Source organism: Pseudomonas sp. NPDC089401 (assembly GCF_044749485.1).
Classification (GTDB): Bacteria; Pseudomonadota; Gammaproteobacteria; order Pseudomonadales; family Pseudomonadaceae; genus Aquipseudomonas.
The window spans coordinates 232,801-252,219 of the sequence record NZ_JBIVIA010000010.1 but is presented as its reverse complement, the minus strand read 5'-3'; the positions used below and the strand labels follow the sequence as shown (position 1 = coordinate 252,219).

Sequence of the window (19,419 nt, the reverse complement as noted above, 5' to 3'; positions counted from 1 at the left end):
GTGTACAACCATCCGTAGCAAATAAAAAACAGCACGGGCTTCAGGGGTACGACACCCTTTGCAACACCCTTTGCACCGAGCCGCTGTTTCCCCTCTTGGTTTCAGGCGACATTTAATTATAGTATTGCGCCTTTCCCCATTTCGTCCGCCCCGTGCGGCTTACGCCGCAGGTCACTCCCGTTGTCAAAAAAAACCATACGGTCGACCTGCATACCGTTGCAGATAAGGTAGTCAATCATGAGCGCTAGGCACTTTCTCTCCCTGCTGGATTTCACCACCGACGAATTGCTCGGTGTGATCCGCCGAGGCATCGAGCTGAAGGACCTGCGCAAGCGAGGCGTGCTGTTCGAGCCCCTGAAGAACCGCGTGCTGGGCATGATCTTCGAGAAATCCTCGACGCGTACCCGCGTGTCGTTCGAAGCCGGCATGATCCAGCTCGGCGGCCAGGCCATCTTCCTCTCGCCGCGCGACACCCAGCTGGGCCGCGGCGAGCCGATCGGCGACAGCGCCATCGTGCTGTCGAGCATGCTCGACGTGGTGATGATCCGTACCCACGCCCACAGCACCCTGACCGAATTCGCCGCCAAATCCCGCGTGCCGGTGATCAACGCCCTGTCCGACGAGTCGCATCCGTGCCAGCTGCTGGCCGACATGCAGACCTTCCTCGAGCACCGTGGCTCGATCCAGGGCAAGACCGTGGCCTGGATCGGCGACGGCTTCAACATGTGCAACTCGTACATCGAGGCGGCCAGGCAGTTCGATTTCCAGCTGCGCATCGCCTGCCCGGAAGGCTATGAGCCCGATCCACGCTTCATGGCCCTGGGCGGCGACCACGTGCAGATCATCCGCGATCCGCAGGAAGCCGTGCGTGGCGCGCACCTGGTGACCACGGATGTCTGGACTTCCATGGGTCAGGAAGAGGAAACTGCACGGCGCCTGGCGCATTTCGCGCCTTACCAGGTCACCCGCGCACTGCTCGACCTGGCGGCACCCGACGCCCTGTTCATGCACTGCCTGCCCGCCCACCGGGGCGAGGAAATCAGCCATGACCTGCTCGACGACCCTCGTTCGGTCGCCTGGGACCAGGCTGAGAACCGCTTGCATGCACAAAAGGCCCTACTCGAATTCCTTGTCGAACCGGCTTACCACCACGCATGAGTCAAACCCTACTGCTCAACCTGCGCAACCTCGCCTGCGGCTATGGCGAGCAGCGCATCGTCCAGAACCTCAACCTGCACCTGAACGCAGGCGACATCGGTTGCCTGCTGGGCTCCTCGGGGTGCGGCAAGACCACCACCTTGCGCGCCATCGCCGGCTTCGAGCCGGTGCACGAGGGTGAGATCCAGCTGGCCGGCGAGGTCATCTCCCGCGCCGGCTTCACCCTGGCCCCGGAGAAACGCCGGATCGGCATGGTGTTCCAGGACTACGCGCTGTTCCCGCACCTGACCGTCGCGCAGAACATCGCCTTCGGCATCGCCAAGCACCCGCGCCAGGCCCAGGTGATCGACGAGATGCTCGAACTGGTCAAGCTCGGCGGCCTGGGCGGGCGCTACCCGCACGAACTGTCGGGTGGCCAGCAACAGCGTGTCGCCCTGGCCCGCGCGCTGGCCCCCGAGCCGCAACTGCTGCTGCTCGACGAACCGTTCTCCAACCTCGATGTGGAACTGCGCCGGCGCCTCAGCCATGAAGTGCGCGACATCCTCAAGAGCCGCGGCACCAGCGCGATCCTGGTCACCCACGACCAGGAGGAGGCGTTTGCCGTCAGCGACCATGTCGGGGTGTTCAAGGAAGGCCGGCTGGAGCAGTGGGACACGCCCTACAACCTGTATCACGAACCGCAGACGCCGTTCGTGGCCAGCTTCGTCGGCCAGGGGTATTTCATCCGTGGCCAGATGAGCAGCCATGAGGCGGTCAATACCGAACTCGGCGAACTGCGCGGCAACCGCGCCTACACCCTGGCGCCGGGCAGCTCGGTGGACGTGCTGCTGCGCCCCGACGACATCGTGCCGGCGCCGAGCAGCGCGCTGCAGGCGAACATCGTCGGCAAGAGCTTTCTCGGCGCCTCGACCCTGTACCGCCTGCAACTGCCGACCGGTAGCCAGCTGGAAGCGATCTTCCCGAGCCATATCGACCACCAGGTCGGTGAGGACGTGGGGATTGCGGTGAAGGCCGACCACCTGGTGCTGTTCCCGGTGCCGGGCAGCGTCGCGACGCAGTTGGCGCGGCAGGAGAACGGGGTTCGCCGGTACAGTTCGGCTACCTGACGCAAGACCCTGGGGCCGCTTTGCGGCCCTTTCGCGACACAAGGCCGCTCCTACAGGGCATCGCATACCCTTATAGGAGCGGCCTTGTGTCGCGAAAGGGCTGCAAAGCAGCCCCAGCAATCTCAGCCCCTACCGATTCCGGCGAACGTACCCCGTGTATGCTCGGCCAGTACCCCCGCCGCCAGCTCCACCTCCAATCCTCGCCGCCCGGCGCTGACATGAATGGTTGCAAAACCCTGCGCAGAATCGTCGATAAAGGTGCGCAGGCGCTTCTTCTGCCCCAACGGGCTGATCCCTCCCACCAAGTAGCCCGTCGACCGCTGGGCCGCCGCCGGGTCGGCCATCTCGCATTTTTTCACGCCGGCCGCATGGGCCAGGGCCTTGAGGTCCAGCGTACCCACCACCGGTACCACCGCCACCAGCAGCTCGCCCTTCTCGCTGCTGGCGAGCAAGGTCTTGAACACCTGCTGCGGGTCGAGGCCGAGCTTTTCCGCCGCCTCCAGGCCGTATGACGCCGACTTCGGGTCATGTTCATAGCTGTGCACGCGGTGTTCGGCGCGGGCTTTTTTCAGCAGGTCGAGGGCGGGGGTCATGCGGTGCTCCGGTCTGGGACAGGTCGGCGGCTACTTTAGGGCATATCCCCCAATCCAGCCAGCTTGCGCCCAACGCCCCTCTCTAGCACGGGCATCAGCCCATGAAACCGGCGACCAGAACGTGACCGACCGTTCACTTTCGACCTTTGACATCAGCGTTTCTTGTCTATATTTTTTCGTTTCTGAATCAATGGTGCCCTTTTAAGGTGCATTTCATACATCTGCCCGGGGTCAATGGGGATCGACCACGGGCTTTGCTGTCGAGCGCTTCGCGCCTCACAACAAAAACAACGAGGTCATACATGACGACTGCTCTACGCGAACCCACACTGTCCAGCCAGTGCCTGGCCGAGTTTCTCGGCACCGCCCTGCTGATCTTCTTCGGCACCGGTTGCGTCGCCGCGCTCAAGGTCGCCGGCGCCAGCTTCGGGCTGTGGGAAATCAGCATCATCTGGGGCGTCGGCGTGAGCATGGCGATCTACCTCACCGCCGGCATTTCCGGCGCGCACCTGAACCCGGCCGTGAGCATCGCGCTGACCCTGTTCGCCGGTTTCGACAAGCGCAAGCTGCCGTTCTACGCCCTGGCCCAGATCTTCGGCGCCTTCTGCGGCGCGGCGCTGGTCTACACCCTCTACAGCAGCCTGTTCTTCGATTACGAACAGGCCCACGCCATGCTGCGCGGCAGCACCGGGAGCCTGGAGCTGGCCTCGGTATTCTCGACCTACCCGCACCCGTCGCTGTCCACCGGCCAGGCGTTCCTGGTCGAAGTGGTGATCACCGCGATCCTGATGGGCGTGATCATGGCCCTGACCGACGACAACAATGGCCTGCCACGCGGCGCCATGGCCCCGCTGCTGATCGGCCTGCTGATTGCCGTGATCGGCAGCGCCATGGGCCCGCTGACCGGCTTTGCAATGAACCCGGCCCGCGACTTCGGGCCCAAACTGATGACGTTCCTCGCCGGCTGGGGCGAAATCGCCTTCACTGGCGGTCGGGACATTCCGTATTTCCTGGTGCCGGTGTTCGCACCGATCCTCGGCGCTTGCCTGGGGGCCGCGACCTACCGCGGCCTGATCGCCCGTAACCTGCCGGTAGCGCAAAACGCGACCCCAGAGACAATCGACAATCGTCAGGGCGATACTCAAGCCCACTGATGCTGACGCCCTGACCTCCCAATTCTTGCAAGGCCTACAACCATGACAGACACCCAGGATAAGAACTACATCATCGCCCTGGACCAGGGCACCACCAGTTCGCGCGCGATCATCTTCGACCGCGACGCCAATGTGGTCGGCACCTCCCAGCGCGAATTCGCCCAGCACTATCCGCAGGCGGGTTGGGTCGAACACGACCCGATGGAGATCTTCGCCACCCAGAGCGCGACCATGGTCGAGGCCCTGGCCCAGGCCGGCATCAGCCATGCCCAGGTAGCCGCGCTGGGCATCACCAACCAGCGTGAAACCACCGTGGTGTGGGACAAGGAAACCGGCCGCCCGGTCTACAACGCCATCGTCTGGCAGTGCCGCCGCAGCACCGAGATCTGCGCCCAGCTCAAGCGCGACGGCCACGAAGAGTACATCCGTGAAACCACCGGCCTGGTCACCGACCCGTACTTCTCCGGCACCAAGCTGAAGTGGATCCTCGACAACGTCGAGGGCGCCCGCGAGCGCGCCGAGCGCGGCGAGCTGCTGTTCGGCACCGTCGATACCTGGCTGATCTGGAAGTTCTCCGGCGGCAAGGTGCATGTCACCGACTACACCAACGCCTCGCGCACGCTGATGTTCAACATCCACAGCCTGCAGTGGGACGACAGGCTGCTGGAGATCCTCGGCATCCCGCGGCAGATGCTGCCCGAAGTGCGCCCGTCGTCGGAAGTCTACGGCCACACCAAGAGCGGCATCGCCATCGCCGGCATCGCCGGCGACCAGCAATCGGCGCTGTTCGGCCAGATGTGCGTGGAGCCCGGCCAGGCCAAGAACACCTACGGCACCGGCTGCTTCCTGCTGATGAACACCGGCGACCAGGCGGTGAAGTCGTCCCACGGCCTGCTCACCACCATCGCCTGCGGCCCGCGTGGCGAGGTCGCCTATGCCCTGGAGGGCGCGGTATTCAATGGCGGTTCCACCGTGCAGTGGCTGCGCGACGAGCTGAAGATCGTCAATGACGCCCTGGACACCGAGTACTTCGCCAGCAAGGTCAAGGACAGCAACGGCGTGTACCTGGTACCGGCCTTCACCGGCCTCGGCGCGCCGTACTGGGACCCGTATGCCCGCGGCGCACTGTTCGGCCTGACCCGTGGCGTGAAGGTCGATCACATCATCCGTGCCGCGCTGGAGTCGATCGCCTACCAGACCCGCGACGTGCTCGACGCCATGCAGCAGGACTGCGGCCAGCGCCTGTCGGAGCTGCGCGTGGACGGCGGCGCGGTGGCCAACAACTTCCTCATGCAGTTCCAGGCCGACATCCTCGGCACCTGCGTGGAGCGTCCGCAGATGCGTGAAACCACCGCCCTCGGCGCCGCCTACCTGGCGGGCCTGGCTTGTGGCTTCTGGAGCGGCCTCGAAGAACTGCGCGACAAGGCCATCATCGAGCGCGAGTTCAGCCCGCAGCTGGACGAGGCCGCAAAAGAGAAGCTGTACGCCGGCTGGAAGAAGGCCGTCGAACGCACCCGTGACTGGGAAGATCACGAAGCGTAAAACAGGTTGGGGCCGCCAGGCGGCCCCAATGGCCTACTGGCCGTCATCCCCTTCCTACGGCATCATTGCAGCATTTGTCCGGCAGCCCCAAAGGACCGCCCATGAATCTGCCCCCACGCCAACAACAAATCCTCGAACTGGTGCGCGAACGCGGCTACGTCAGTATCGAGGAAATGGCGCAGCTGTTCGTCGTCACCCCGCAAACCATCCGACGCGACATCAACCAGCTCGCCGAGCTCAACCTGCTGCGCCGCTACCACGGTGGCGCCGCCTATGACTCGAGCATCGAAAACACCGCCTACGCCATGCGCGCCGACCAGATGCGCGACGAAAAGCAGCGCATCGCCGAAGCCGTGGCCCGGCAGATTCCCGACCATGCCTCGCTGTTCATCAATATCGGCACCACCACCGAATCGATTGCCCGGGCGTTGCTCAACCACAGCCAGCTGAAAGTCATCACCAACAACCTGCACGTGGCGGCGATCCTCGCCGCCAAGGACGATTTCGAGGTACTGGTGGCCGGTGGCACGGTGCGCCGCGATGGTGGTGTGGTCGGCCAGGCCAGCGTCGACTTCATCAACCAGTTCAAGGTCGATTTCGCCCTGGTCGGCATCAGTGGTATCGACGAGGACGGCAGCCTGCTCGATTTCGATTACCAGGAAGTGCGGATATCCCAGGCGATCATCGCCAACGCCCGGCAAGTCATCCTTGCCGCCGACTCCAGCAAGTTCGGGCGCAATGCCATGGTGCGCATGGGGTCGATCAGCCTGGTGGATTGCCTGGTCACCGACCAGACGCCTGCGCCTGGGCTGACCCAGTTGCTGAACCAGTACAAGGTTCGGCTTGAGGTGGTGTGAGGCTCGGGGCGCATGCCTTGAGCCTTGTTGCGCCTGTGAGATCGAGCGCCGCGCGGGCGGCGCTCGATCTCACAGGCGCCAAATACCTCGAACCGTTCACCCAGAATTTTCATAAATGTTCACTTTATTGTCATCTGATCAGTTTTTTCTATCAAGACTGACTGGCGACCGCCTTTCTGTTGCGCTAATATTTTCGAAAGCGAACATCAATGTTCATATTCGATATGAACAACTCCAGGAGGCCTTGCCCGTGTCCCAGTCCGTTTCGTCCCAGCCCGCAGTCGCCGACTGCTACGACCTCGCCGTGATCGGCGGTGGCATCAATGGCGTGGGCATCGCTGCAGACGCCGCCGGGCGTGGCCTCAAGGTGTTCCTGTGCGAGAAGGACGACCTGGCCCAGCACACCTCCTCGGCCAGCAGCAAACTGATCCACGGTGGCCTGCGCTACCTGGAGCACTACGAGTTCCGCCTGGTGCGCGAGGCGCTGGCCGAACGCGAAGTCCTGCTGGCCAAGGCGCCGCACATCGTCAAGCCGATGCGCTTCGTGCTGCCGCACCGCCCGCACCTGCGCCCGGCCTGGATGATCCGCGCCGGCCTGTTCCTCTATGATCACCTGGGCAAGCGCAAGCGCCTGGGCGCATCGCGCAGCCTGCGCTTCGGCCCGGGCTATCCGCTCAAGCCGCAGATCACGCGCGGCTTCGAATATGCCGACTGCGCGGTCGATGACGCCCGCCTGGTGGTGCTCAACGCCATGGCTGCCCGCGAGCATGGCGCGCACATCCACACCCGCACCCGCTGCCTGCGCGCCGAACGTGCAGACGGCCTGTGGCAGGTGGAACTGCAGCATGCCGATGGCAGCCTGCAGACCATTCGTGCCCGCGCGCTGGTCAACGCCGCCGGCCCGTGGGTGGCCAGCTTCATCAAGGACGATCTCAAGCTCGATGCGCCCTATGGCATCCGCCTGATCCAGGGCAGCCACATCATCGTGCCGCGCCTGTACGAGGGTGAACATGCCTACATCCTGCAAAACGAAGACCAGCGCATCGTCTTCTGCATTCCGTACCTGGACCGTTTCACCCTGATCGGCACCACCGACCGCGAGTACAGCGGCGACCCGGCAAAAGTGGCCATCACCGACCAGGAAACCAGCTACCTGCTGAAAGTGGTCAATGAACACTTCAACCATCAGTTGAGCCGAGCCGACATCCTGCATACCTATTCTGGCGTGCGCCCGTTGTGCAACGACGAGTCGGACAACCCGTCGGCGGTCACCCGCGACTACACCCTGGCCCTGTCCGCCGAAACCGGCCAGGCCCCGCTGCTGTCGGTATTCGGCGGCAAGCTCACGACCTACCGCAAGCTGGCCGAATCGGCCATGGCCGAACTCAAGCCGTTCTTTACCCAGATGCGCGGCAGCTGGACCGCCACCGCCCCGCTGCCTGGGGGCGAGAACATGACGACGGTGCAAGCGCTGGTCGATGCCGTGCTGGCACGTTTCGGCTGGCTGCCAGTGGATATCGCCAAGCGCTGGGCGCTGGCCTACGGCAGCCGCGTGTGGCAGCTGCTGGAGGGTGTTCACGGGCCCGAGGACCTTGGTCAGGCCATAGGCGCCGGGTTGTTCAGCCGTGAAGTGGACTACCTGCTGGAGAAAGAATGGGCTGTGCATGCCGACGACATCCTGTGGCGCCGCGGCAAGCTTGGCCTGTCGATGACCGCGCAAGAGCAGCAGGCCTTGCAGGCTTACCTGCAGCAAGCCGACAAACTGCGGAACCGCGCGGCCTGATCATGCTCGCCCTGCTGGATACTCAGGAGGGCGCATTCCCCATCGCTCATAGGCCTCCCTCGCCAAGCGTTCGATCAGCGAGCGCTCGGTGTTGTCGAACTCCTTCTTCAGTGCCTCGCAGCGCTTGAGAAACTCATGTTCATCGATGACCGCAGCATCCACCTGCGCCTGCAGTGCTTCCATGCGTCGATGCAAGGGCTGCAGGACTTCTTCGAAACGCTGCGCGTAGAACTCGCGCGCGTACTGGTCCCAGAATGGCCGTTGCGCCAGTGAACTGATCAGCGCTTCGGGCGACTCTCGTTCCAGCACCAGATCCTGCGCGCGCAACAGGTCGCTGGTGGTGACGTTGGCGAAGCCGGGGTAGTGCATGTCGTCGATCTCGATGGGCAAACCCAGCGCGCGCGCCAGCCGTTGCCGGTAGTACAGCCGTACTTCGATGTCATCGACATGCCTGAACGGCTCCGCACGCATGCGCTGCAGGTGCAGGGAAGCCTGATGGTCGACCTCATCCAGGCGAAACAGGCCACGCCCCAGACCCAGTAGCCGGCTCTCGATCCCAGGCCCCCGGGCACCGTCCACGGCATATTCCACCCTGACGCCGAGTTCCAGTTGCTCCAGCAGCAAAAGCAGCCTGTCTTCACAGGTACGCGGGCCATTGGCCTCGAGAAACAAGCGTTCGCGCAACTGTTCATGGTCTTCGCAGGCCTGGAGGATTCGCCAGATACGGCTGCGGTAATGCCCGGGATGGTGTTCGAAGTCCTCGGAATGGGCAAAGTCGGCCAGAAAACGGAACAGGCCGCTGGAGTTCGACGCTTCGCGCAGCGCTGTCCAGGTCGCCAGCTGGCGATCAAGCTCCGAACCCACCGTGCTGCCGGCCCACACATCGAACACTTGGTCACCGAAACCGTGATGCCGTGCAGAAGCCGAGCCACGCAGGCCGGGCGAAATGCCCCTGGCTTCGTCGAGCAGCGCTTCGCTGCTTTCACTCAACGGGTTGTCATGCAGCGCCTGGTGCTGTACCCGCAAACGCAATTGCTCGAGCTGCAGGCGCAGCTCCCGGATGTTGTTGTCGCGCAGGTCCACGTGCGCCCGGAACGATATCCGCTCCGGAAAGGCATCCAGGCCGACGTCGCGCAGCTCGACTGCGCGCAGGTCGACGAGGCGGGTCAAGACCGGTGCCCTGCCCAGCGGGTTGTGGCTCAGGCCCAGGCGCTGCAGCGCCGCGAGCCCGGCAAGGCGCAGTTCGCCCCCTTCGTCCATGACGATGCGGTTGTTCTGCAGGTCGAGATGGCGCAGGCGTGACATCTCGCCAATGCCATGGGGAATGGCGGTGAGGCGGTTATCGGACAGGTCGAGCTCCACCAGGTTGGGAAAACGCTGGAGAAAATCGCCTGCGATCTCGGTCAGCCCAAGGTTGCGCAATACCAGACGCCGGACATGTTCATAGCGCACGCCCTCCGGCAAGTCGGGCAAGGTGCCGATACGTTCGCCCTCGATGACCAGCACATGGTCGCCCGCCAGGTCGGTGATCTTGCGCCGCCAGCTGCGCCGCAGTGCCGTGGCGACGCGGCGCCGGCGCATCGCGTCGAGCGGGTTGCCAGCCTCCCGACGCCATTCGCGCAAGCGGGTCTGCAGGCGGGCCAGTTGGTCGCGCAACTGCCCATAGTGCTCCCACAGGCCGACCCTCCTGTTCATCAGGTCCAGAACGTAGGCCTGCAATTCATCATCGGTCAACGTCGGGAACACCTGATGAATGCCCTGGGCTATTGCCCGGCGGCTGCCGCCGCCACGCCCGCTGAGCGCGTAGCCCAGGCCACCGTCACCGAGCCTGGCGGGCGGCCGCAGGCTCGCGCCGCGACGGGCCATGCCACAGAGTTCGGCAGCCAGCGCACGGTCCTCTGCGGCAGCATCGGCCAGGTGCATGCCCAAGGCTGCCGGGCTGACCGCCGCATCCCCCAGTTCAGTCAGCTGCGAGTCGCTCAACACGGCCAGCAGCGCCCGCATGTATTCGCCCGCGGTTACCTGCCCGGGGGCCTGGTAGCCACTGCCACGCCGGACGATGCACTGGACTGCCGCGCTCTTCTCGGCGCCGATGCTGGCCAGCAAAAGCCCGTTCGGGTTGCCTTCGCGCAGTTCGAGGCGGCTGTCGTCCGGCCAGGCCAGCTGTCGCTCCAGCAGCCCCACTGCCAGCCGTTCGCTGTCGGCATTGACCCAACGTGGCAGTCGCAGCCCGGCACAGGCGCGGTCCAGGCGGCTCTCCCGCTGCGCCCAACGGGCCCGTTGCGCAACCGCCAAGGGAATGCGCCGCTGGCTGCCAAGGGCATCGAGCTCGGCACCGGTGCAGTGTTGCAACACCTCATGCCGGCAGCGCGCCGACAAGCCCGGGAACGCGCGCTGCAGCAGACTTTCGAAGCCATGGGGGCGCGCCTGCAGGGCAGCGACATGCTCGGCGAGCGCGGCTGCGCTCAGGTCTGGATGCCACTCATGGGCCTGGTGCAGATCCAGTGCATCGAGCATACGCGCGGGCACACCTGACTGTTCCACATGCAGGCGGCGCACCTGGGCCTCGCTGAACCCGGTCACCTGCAACAGGTATTCGCAGGTCGTGTCCGGCAGCTCAGCCAGGCGCGCACTCAACCGGCGCACCAGGTAGCCTTGCCCTTCCCAGCGTTGCGGGCACTCCAGTTCATGCCGCCAGCCGCCACTGCCATTGCCCTCCACCCGCAGCCGACAAGCCCCCGGGCGCGAAGGATGATGAAGCCTGGAAACGCCATCCCCCACCTCATCCATCACTCGAAAGCGCCGATCGTCCACGTGCCACAGCCACTCGTTGGCGCCTTGCCCCACCCTTGGCTCGGCCTGGTACCCGGGCAAGGTCGAGTCCATCAACCTGACGCCGCCTGCTGCGGTTTGCACCGGCGCCAGTTCATCGACAAAGGCCACCCGTTCGAGTCCGCGCATGGCGAGCTGGCTGCCCTTGGCGATCATCAGGCCGATCACGACGTTTTCGGCCACGTTGAACAGGTGGTTCATGGCACCTTCGCGGTCACCGATGCGCCAGTCCTGGTACCCCTCGTAGACCTCGCCGGCAAGCTGGACCGCTGTCGCCACCATCAGCATCTGGCCGATCAAGGGCACGAACAAGCCGGCCAGAGTGAGCAGGTTCAAGCCCAGCTCGGCATAGGCCTGCAGGCGCGCGGCACGCTCCTCTTCGTCCTCGACCCCCGTAGGCACCGCGAGCACCTTGGCATCGTCGCAGAGCTTGTGCACATACTGCTGGCGAAGGTACTCGAACACCGCTGCGTCGATCGCCCGCTCGCGGGCATCGAGTTCCACGCCCGTGGCGGGCGCCTGGGCGACGCGTTCCTCCAGCACACGATAAAAATTGTTGCGGTCGCGCTCGGCGATAAAGCGCGCGAAGAACCGTCGGTAGGACGGTTCGAGGAAGCGATGGCCCAGGTACTGGCCGAGTGCTTCCCAACTGGCGTGGCGGCTGACCGGGGTGTGCGGGTCGTGGGGTATCCAAAGGATCACTGCCTGCAGCGGCTGGTTTACCGAGGAGCGGACTTTGAGGGTCAGCACCCCGTGGATACGCCGCCCCAGCAGGTAAAGCTGGCGCGGTGCGAGAGCAGCCTCGAGGGCCGGTACCTGGTTTTTCTGCGCCACCACCGGCAGCATCAGCAGGTACGTCTGCTCATCGATCTCCCCCTTCAGCGCCGCCGTGCGCACATCGACCTCGCAGTGGCTGCGCAGATTCTGCCGCAGCACCTCATTGAGCCGGGCCACGGCCTGCCCCGGCACCTCGCCGGGCCTGTCGGGCGGTTCCAGGTGTTCCTTGAGCAACTCCTGATAACGGCGCCCCACATCCACTTCACGGCAAAGCGCGGCGAAGCGCTCCACGCTCAGGTGCAGGAGCTTGCCGTGCCGATCGGTGAGGCTGCCTTTGCGATGGATTGCAGGGCGCGTCTCGCTGCGGTGGTAATTGTGCAGCGCCGCCTCCAGCAGCGTGCGCTTCGAGCGGTGGACATAGAACGGCAGCGGCAGTACCAGGGAGGCGCTCGGCAGCACTACCTGCTGCGTGACGCGCACCTTGTCATGGATCACATCCGGGTTCGCTATTCCCTCCCGGCGCAGTGCCTCGACCAGCAACTGTGCCGCGAAGGCATGCAAAGGCAGAATGCCCGCAAGCTTCTGCTTCAATTGTTCGGCGCACTGTTGCTGGCGCAGCAGCGCGAGGCGAAGGGCGCGAAGCCTGTCGGGCTGCTGGTGATCGACCAGCCAGCGCGGCAAGCGCCCGGCGATGAGGCTGTCGATCGAGTCAGGTGCGGGTGTGATATCGGTCATGGAGCACAATCCCCTGGGCGCAAAGAGCGCTCAGCAGACCATGACCGGCCGGCAACCTTGTGGTGAATAGGTGCCACTCGACAGCCTGGAGACGCTTGCCGTGACCCATTCATTCGGATTGCCGAACGAAAAACCGACCATCCGTTCGGAACCGCGAACAGGCGATATCCTGCGGCACACTGTCAAAACCGCGTCATTAAAGGCGGGCAAGGTCGACATTCAGGCTTGGCACGAGTCATGCTCTACACTTGGTAGCCGAATGCACTCGCTTCTTGTTGTATTCGTTGAACGAAAGAGTCCGCCAACGGCTCCATAAAAAAAACAAACACGTCGAGGAAAATTTGATGCGTATCGTTCGTCATCTGTTGGGCGCCACCATCGCCGCAGCGATCATCGCTTCGCCAGCCATGGCCGAAGACCTCACCGGCACCCTGAAGAAAATCAAGGACTCGGGCACCATTACCCTGGGGCACCGCGACTCTTCCATTCCATTTTCCTACCTGGCCGGCGGTCAAACGCCCGTGGGCTACTCCCATGACATCCAGCTGGCCGTGGTCGACGCCCTGAAGAAGCAACTGGGCACCGACATCAAGGTCAAGTACAACCTGGTCACCTCCCAGACCCGCATCCCGCTGGTGCAGAACGGCACCGTGGACCTTGAGTGCGGCTCCACCACCAACAACGTCGAGCGCCAGCAGCAGGTCGGCTTCTCGGTCGGCATCTTCGAAGTCGGCACCCGCCTGCTGACCAAGGTCAAGGACGGTCAGCCCTCCTACAAGGACTTCCCGGACCTGGCCGGCAAGAACGTCGTGACCACCGCCGGCACCACCTCCGAGCGCCTGCTCAAGGCGATGAACGCCGACAAGCAGATGAAGATGAACGTGATTTCCGCCAAGGACCACGGTGAAGCCTTCAACATGCTCGAAAGCGGCCGCGCCGTGGCCTTCATGATGGACGACGCCCTGCTCGCCGGCGAAATGGCCAAGGCCAAGAAGCCGACCGACTGGGTCATCACCGGCACCCCGCAGTCGTACGAAATCTACGGCTGCATGGTGCGCAAGGATGACCCGGCGTTCAAGAAAGCGGTCGACGACGCCATCGTTGCCTACTTCAAGTCGGGCGAAGTCAACAAGAGCTACGACAAGTGGTTCACCCAGCCGATCCCGCCGAAAGGCCTGAACCTGCAGTTCCAGATGAGCGACGAGCTGAAGAAACTGATCGCCGAGCCGACCGACAAGGCCGCGGACGAGAAGAAGTCCTGATCCTCAGTCAATAAGTGGCCTGGTGCGCATCCGCGCACGATCGAACCCACAGGCCACGCTTTAGTGTCTACCCTTTCATCCGAGGGCGCATCGCGCCCTCGGATGCTCGAAGGTGCCCGTGAAACAATCGTCTGAGGGGAAATCCCGATGAATTACAACTGGGACTGGGGCGTGTTCTTCAAGTCCACCGGCGTCGGCAGCGAGACCTATCTGGACTGGTACATCACCGGTCTGGGCTGGACCATCGCCATTGCCATCTCCGCCTGGATCATCGCCTTGCTGCTGGGCTCGGTGCTCGGTGTCATGCGCACCGTGCCCAACCGCCTGGTAGCGGGCATTGCCACCGCCTATGTGGAGCTGTTCCGCAACGTGCCGCTGCTGGTGCAGCTGTTCATCTGGTACTTCCTGGTGCCGGACCTGCTGCCCGAAGGCCTGCAGGAATGGTTCAAGCAAGACCTCAACCCGACCACCTCGGCGCTGATCAGCGTGGTCATCTGCCTGGGCCTGTTCACCGCCGCGCGCGTCTGCGAACAGGTGCGCACCGGCATCCAGGCGCTGCCCCGCGGCCAGGAAGCCGCCGCCCGCGCCATGGGCTTCAGCCTGCCGCAGATCTACACCAACGTGCTGCTGCCGCAGGCCTACCGGATCATCATTCCGCCGCTCACCTCGGAATTCCTGAACGTGTTCAAGAACTCCTCGGTGGCCTCGCTGATCGGCCTGATGGAACTGCTGGCGCAGACCAAGCAGACCGCCGAGTTCTCGGCCAACCTGTTCGAGGCCTTCACCCTGGCCACGCTGATCTACTTCACCCTGAACATGGGCCTGATGCTGCTGATGCGCATGGTCGAGAAGAAAGTCGCCGTGCCTGGCCTGATCTCCGTGGGGGGCAAGTAAATGGACATGGATTTCAGCGAAATCATCCCCGCCCTGCCCGCCCTCTGGGACGGCATGGTCATGACCCTGCAGCTGATGGTCATGGGCGTGGTCGGCGGTATCGCGCTGGGCACGATCCTGGCCTTGATGCGCCTGTCGTCGAGCAAGCTGCTGTCGCGTGTGGCCGGTGCCTACGTCAACTACTTCCGTTCGATCCCGCTGCTGCTGGTGATCACCTGGTTCTACCTGGCGGTACCGTTCGTGCTGCGCTGGATCACCGGCGAGGACACCCCGGTGGGTGCCTTCACCTCGTGCGTGGTGGCGTTCATGATGTTCGAGGCCGCGTACTTCTGCGAAATCGTCCGCGCCGGCGTGCAGTCGATCTCCAAGGGCCAGATGGGCGCTGCACAGGCGCTGGGCATGACCTACGGCCAGACCATGCGCCTGATCATCCTGCCCCAGGCCTTCCGCAAGATGACCCCGCTGCTGCTGCAGCAGAGCATCATCCTGTTCCAGGACACCTCGCTGGTGTACACCGTGGGCCTGGTGGATTTCCTCAACTCGGCACGCGCCAACGGCGATATCATCGGGCGCTCCCATGAGTTCCTGATCTTCGCCGGGGCCGTGTACTTCGTCATCAGCTTCTCCGCTTCGTGGCTGGTCAAGCGCCTGCAAAAAAGGATCACCGTATGATTTCCATCAAGAACGTCAACAAGTGGTACGGCGACTTCCAGGTGCTGACCGACTGCAGCACCGAGGTCAAGAAAGGTGAAGTGGTGGTGGTCTGCGGCCCGTCGGGCTCGGGCAAATCCACCCTGATCAAGTGCGTCAACGCCCTGGAACCGTTCCAGAAGGGCGACATCGTGGTCGATGGCACCTCGATCGCCGACCCCAAGACCAACCTGCCCAAGCTGCGCTCGCGGGTGGGCATGGTGTTCCAGCACTTCGAACTGTTCCCGCACCTGAGCATCACCGAGAACCTGACCATCGCCCAGCGCAAGGTGCTTGGCCGCAGCGAGGCGGAAGCGACCAAGAAGGGCCTGGCCCTGCTCGACCGCGTCGGCCTCGGCGCCCACGCCAAGAAGCACCCCGGGCAGCTGTCCGGTGGCCAGCAGCAGCGTGTGGCGATCGCCCGCGCCCTGTCGATGGACCCGATCGTCATGCTGTTCGACGAGCCGACCTCGGCCCTGGACCCGGAAATGGTCAACGAAGTACTGGACGTGATGGTCGAGCTGGCCCACGAAGGCATGACCATGATGTGCGTGACCCACGAAATGGGCTTTGCCCGCAAGGTGGCCAACCGGGTGATCTTCATGGACAAGGGCAACATCATCGAGGACTGCCAGAAAGAAGCCTTCTTCGGCGACCCGAGCGCCCGCCACGAACGCACCCAGCACTTCCTCAGCAAGATCCTGCAACACTGATTCGGCAACAACGGCAGCGCTGCCGGGGCATACCCGGCAGCGCGTGCTGGCCGTGACAAGGCCACTGTGATGAAATGCGACCCTTCGCTTCTTCTGCCTGCCAAGCCCTCCGTGAAATCTCGCCTGATCCGCCAACTGCTGCTGCCGCCCCTGATCATCCTGCTGATGGTCGGGCTGGGCATGGCCGGTTATCTGATCAGCGAGAGCAACGGCATCCGCACCTTGAGCGAAAGCGGCGAGCGCGCGCTGGAACTGCATGCACGCACGGTCGAGAGCGAAATCAGCAAATACACCTACCTGCCGAGCCTGCTGGAGCTGGAAGACAGCGTCTCGCAGCTGCTTACCGACCCGGATGGCGCCAACCGCCAGACCGTGAACGAATACCTCGAAGGCCTCAACCGCCGCAGCCGCAGCCGGGCGATCTTCGTCCTCGACACCAACGGCCGGGTGCAGGCCACCAGCAACTGGCGCGATGCCGACTCGTTCCTCGGTGAAGACCTGTCGTTCCGCGCCTACTTCCAGACCGCCGTGCGCGGCGAGCCGGGGCGTTTCTACGGCATCGGCAGCACCACCGGCGAAGCCGGCTACTACCTGGCCCACGGCCTGGAAGAACACGGCAAGGTGATCGGCGTGGCGGTGATCAAGGTACGCCTCGACACCCTCGAAGAGCGCTGGCAGCGCGCCCGCCTGGAAGCCTTCGTCAGCGACGAGAATGGCATCATCATCCTCTCCAGCGACCCGGCCCGGCGCTTGAAGTCGGTGCGCCCGCTGACCCCGCAGATCAAGGAGCGCCTGGCGCGCAGCCTGCAATACTACTGGTGGCCGCTGAACGAACTGCAGCCACTGGCACGGGAAACCCTGGCCGACGGCGTGGAAAAACTGACCTTCCCGGCCAATGCCGAAACCGCCCAGGGCAAGCCCCACGAAGTGAGCTACCTGGCGCAGACCCGACGCCTGGCCGACACGCCCTGGCACTTCACCCTGCTCACCCCGCTGCAGGACCTGCGCCGCGAATCCATGGTGCAGGGCATCCTGGTCGGCGTCGCCTTCGCCCTGCTGACCATCCTCGGCATCGCCTGGAACGAGCGACGCAAGGTGATCGCCACGCGCCTGGCCGCCCGCGAAGCGCTGGAGGAAGCCAACAGCCAGCTGGAGCGGCGCATCGCCGACCGCACCGGCGACCTGCGCGCCAGCAACGAACGGCTCAAGGGGCAGATCCGCGAACGCCGGCATGCCGAGCAGACCCTGCGCCACGCCCAGGACGAGCTGGTCCAGGCCGGCAAGCTGGCGGCGATCGGGCAGATGTCCACCAGCATTGCCCACGAGCTCAACCAGCCACTGGCGGCGTTGCGCACCCTGTCCGGCAACACCGTGCGTTTCCTCGAGCGCGGCGCGCTGGAAACCGCCAGTACCAACCTGCGCACCATGAACGACCTGATCGACCGCATGGGCCGCATCACCGCCAGCCTGCGCTCGTTCGCCCGGCGTGGCGACGACAGCGGCCAGGCCTCCCTGGCCAAGGCCGTGGAAGCGTCGCTGCAGGTGCTGGGCGAGCGCATCAGCGGCTGCCACCTGCAACTGCACAACGGGTTCGACGACCAGCAGCTGGCCATCGACCAGACCCGCCTGGAACAGATCCTGGTCAACCTGATCGGCAACGCCCTCGACGCCATGGCCACCCAGCCGCTGCCCGAGCTGTGGCTCGAGGGCGAGCTGCAGGGCGACAAGTACCGCCTGCGGGTGCGCGACAACGGCCACGGCATCGATGCCGAAACCCGCAAGCACCTGTTCGAACCTTTCTTCACCACCAAACCGGGCGAACATGGCCTGGGCCTGGGGCTGACCCTGTCGGCGAGCCTTGCCGCCGCCGCCAAGGGCAGCCTGAACGTCGAGCACCCCGCCATCGGCGGCACGGCCTTCGTCCTCGCCCTGCCTTTGGTCACGCCCCCCAGCGAATCGGCAGAGCAACCATGAACCCAGCGCCTCTTACCGTCCTGATCGTCGAAGACGACCCGCATGTGCTGCTCGGCTGCCAGCAGGCGCTGGCCCTGGAGGACATCGCCTGCGAAGGGGTCGGCAGTGCCGAGCAGGCCCTGGAGCGCATCGGCGATGATTTTGCCGGGATCGTCGTCAGCGACATCCGCCTGCCGGGCATCGATGGCCTGGAACTGCTCAACCGCCTCAAGGCCCGCGACCGCAGCCTGCCGGTGGTGCTGATCACCGGCCACGGCGACATCGACATGGCCGTCGGCGCCATGCGCAACGGCGCCTATGACTTCATGGAGAAACCCTTCTCGCCCGAGCGCCTGGTAGACGTGGTACGCCGCGCCCTGGAGCAACGCGGGCTGTCCCGCGAGGTGCACGCCCTGCGCCGGCAACTGGCCGAACAGCACAGCCTGGAAGGCCGCATCATCGGCCGCTCGGCGGCCATGGAGCAGTTGCGCGAACTGATCGCCAACGTCGCCGATACCTCGGCCAATGTGCTGATCGAGGGCGAGACCGGCACCGGCAAGGAGCTGGTCGCCCGTTGCCTGCACGACTTCAGCCGGCGCCAGGGCCAGCCGTTCGTGGCGCTGAACTGCGGCGGCCTGCCGGAAAACCTGTTCGAGAGCGAGATCTTCGGCCACGAAGCCAACGCCTTCACTGGCGCCGGCAAGCGCCGCATCGGCAAGATCGAGCATGCCAATGGCGGCACCTTGTTCCTCGACGAGGTGGAAAGCATGCCGATCAACCTGCAGATCAAGCTGCTGCGGGTGTTGCAGGAGCGCACCCTGGAGCGCCTGGGCTCGAACCAGAGCATCCCGGTGGACTGCCGGCTGATCGCCGCCACCAAAGCGGACCTGGACGCCCTGGGCCAGGCCGGGCAGTTCCGCAGCGACCTGTATTACCGTTTGAACGTGGTGACCCTGGAACTGCCGCCCCTGCGCGAACGCCGGGAAGACATCCTGCAACTGTTCGAGCACTTCCTGCAGCAGTCGGCGCTGCGCTTCGACCGCGAAGCACCGAGCCTGGACAGCCAGACCTTGTCGCGCTTGATGAGCCATGACTGGCCGGGCAACGTGCGCGAACTGCGCAACGTGGCCGAGCGTTATGCCCTGGGGTTGCCAGCCTTCAAGAAAGGGCCGAGCAGCGGGGCCAGCCAGGGAGTCGGGTTTGCCGAGGCGGTGGAGGCATTCGAGCGCAACCTGCTCAGCGACGCCTTGCAGCGCACCGGCGGCAACCTCAGCCAGGCCAGCCAGGAATTGGGCATGGCCAAGACTACCTTGTTCGACAAGGTGAAGAAGTACGGGCTTGGCTGACAGGCCAGTGTCGCCTGCTTCGCG

At 64.6% G+C, this 19,419-nt stretch carries 14 protein-coding genes; 12 read left to right on the top strand and 2 right to left on the bottom strand.

Going from position 1 to position 19,419, the window contains the following annotated elements:
• The first annotated feature begins 237 nt into the window (after positions 1-237).
• Both argF and ACIP21_RS22410 read left to right on the top strand, forming a co-directional pair.
• Positions 238-1,158, top strand: a complete 921-nt coding sequence (gene argF / locus ACIP21_RS22415; protein ID WP_400692217.1) for an ornithine carbamoyltransferase — start codon at positions 238-240, stop codon at positions 1,156-1,158.
• The gene (locus ACIP21_RS22410) at positions 1,155-2,264 is read left to right on the top strand and encodes an ABC transporter ATP-binding protein (RefSeq protein WP_400692214.1); all 1,110 of its coding nucleotides are present in this window, start codon (positions 1,155-1,157) and stop codon (positions 2,262-2,264) included. The genes argF and ACIP21_RS22410 overlap by 4 nt, the downstream gene beginning before the upstream one ends.
• Positions 2,265-2,386: 122 nt before the next feature.
• On the opposite strand, the gene ybaK is transcribed toward ACIP21_RS22410, so the two are convergent.
• The gene (gene ybaK / locus ACIP21_RS22405) at positions 2,387-2,857 is read right to left on the bottom strand and encodes a Cys-tRNA(Pro) deacylase (RefSeq protein ID WP_400692211.1); all 471 of its coding nucleotides are present in this window, start codon (positions 2,855-2,857) and stop codon (positions 2,387-2,389) included.
• 302 nt (positions 2,858-3,159) lie between these two features.
• On the opposite strand from ybaK, the gene ACIP21_RS22400 reads away from it, so the two are divergent.
• The 4 genes from ACIP21_RS22400 to glpD all read left to right on the top strand — a co-directional run bounded on the left by ACIP21_RS22400 (position 3,160) and on the right by glpD (position 8,193).
• Positions 3,160-4,011 carry an MIP/aquaporin family protein gene (locus ACIP21_RS22400; RefSeq protein WP_400692209.1) on the top strand — a complete coding sequence of 284 codons (852 nt, stop codon included), beginning with the start codon at positions 3,160-3,162 and terminating at the stop codon, positions 4,009-4,011.
• 42 nt (positions 4,012-4,053) lie between these two features.
• Positions 4,054-5,553, top strand: coding sequence for a glycerol kinase GlpK (gene glpK, locus ACIP21_RS22395; protein ID WP_400692206.1), 1,500 nt, complete (start codon positions 4,054-4,056; stop codon positions 5,551-5,553).
• Positions 5,554-5,654: 101 nt separating this feature from the next.
• The gene (gene glpR, locus ACIP21_RS22390; protein ID WP_400692203.1) at positions 5,655-6,410 is read left to right on the top strand and encodes a DNA-binding transcriptional repressor GlpR; all 756 of its coding nucleotides are present in this window, start codon (positions 5,655-5,657) and stop codon (positions 6,408-6,410) included.
• 250 nt (positions 6,411-6,660) lie between these two features.
• A complete protein-coding gene (glpD, locus tag ACIP21_RS22385; RefSeq protein ID WP_400692200.1) occupies positions 6,661-8,193 on the top strand; it encodes a glycerol-3-phosphate dehydrogenase in 1,533 nt (510 codons plus the stop codon).
• On the opposite strand, the gene ACIP21_RS22380 is transcribed toward glpD, so the two are convergent.
• The gene (locus tag ACIP21_RS22380; RefSeq protein ID WP_400692198.1) at positions 8,194-12,537 is read right to left on the bottom strand and encodes an NEL-type E3 ubiquitin ligase domain-containing protein; all 4,344 of its coding nucleotides are present in this window, start codon (positions 12,535-12,537) and stop codon (positions 8,194-8,196) included. It lies immediately after the preceding gene.
• Positions 12,538-12,881: 344 nt separating this feature from the next.
• On the opposite strand from ACIP21_RS22380, the gene ACIP21_RS22375 reads away from it, so the two are divergent.
• The 6 genes from ACIP21_RS22375 to ACIP21_RS22350 all read left to right on the top strand — a co-directional run bounded on the left by ACIP21_RS22375 (position 12,882) and on the right by ACIP21_RS22350 (position 19,395).
• On the top strand, positions 12,882-13,799 hold the full coding sequence (locus tag ACIP21_RS22375) for a glutamate/aspartate ABC transporter substrate-binding protein (protein WP_400692195.1): 918 nt from the start codon (positions 12,882-12,884) through the stop codon (positions 13,797-13,799).
• A 147-nt stretch (positions 13,800-13,946) separates the two neighbouring features.
• Positions 13,947-14,693 (top strand): amino acid ABC transporter permease, encoded by a 747-nt coding sequence (locus ACIP21_RS22370; RefSeq protein ID WP_400692192.1) that lies wholly within the window; start codon positions 13,947-13,949, stop codon positions 14,691-14,693.
• Positions 14,694-15,365: an amino acid ABC transporter permease gene (locus ACIP21_RS22365; protein WP_400692189.1), complete on the top strand. Its 672-nt coding sequence runs from the start codon at positions 14,694-14,696 to the stop codon at positions 15,363-15,365.
• On the top strand, positions 15,362-16,096 hold the full coding sequence (locus ACIP21_RS22360; RefSeq protein WP_201173783.1) for an amino acid ABC transporter ATP-binding protein: 735 nt from the start codon (positions 15,362-15,364) through the stop codon (positions 16,094-16,096). Before ACIP21_RS22365 ends, ACIP21_RS22360 begins: the two co-directional genes overlap by 4 nt.
• Positions 16,097-16,165: 69 nt before the next feature.
• The gene (locus tag ACIP21_RS22355) at positions 16,166-18,070 is read left to right on the top strand and encodes an ATP-binding protein (RefSeq protein WP_400692186.1); all 1,905 of its coding nucleotides are present in this window, start codon (positions 16,166-16,168) and stop codon (positions 18,068-18,070) included.
• Positions 18,067-19,395: a sigma-54-dependent transcriptional regulator gene (locus ACIP21_RS22350; protein WP_400692183.1), complete on the top strand. Its 1,329-nt coding sequence runs from the start codon at positions 18,067-18,069 to the stop codon at positions 19,393-19,395. Before ACIP21_RS22355 ends, ACIP21_RS22350 begins: the two co-directional genes overlap by 4 nt.
• Positions 19,396-19,419: the final 24 nt, after the last annotated feature.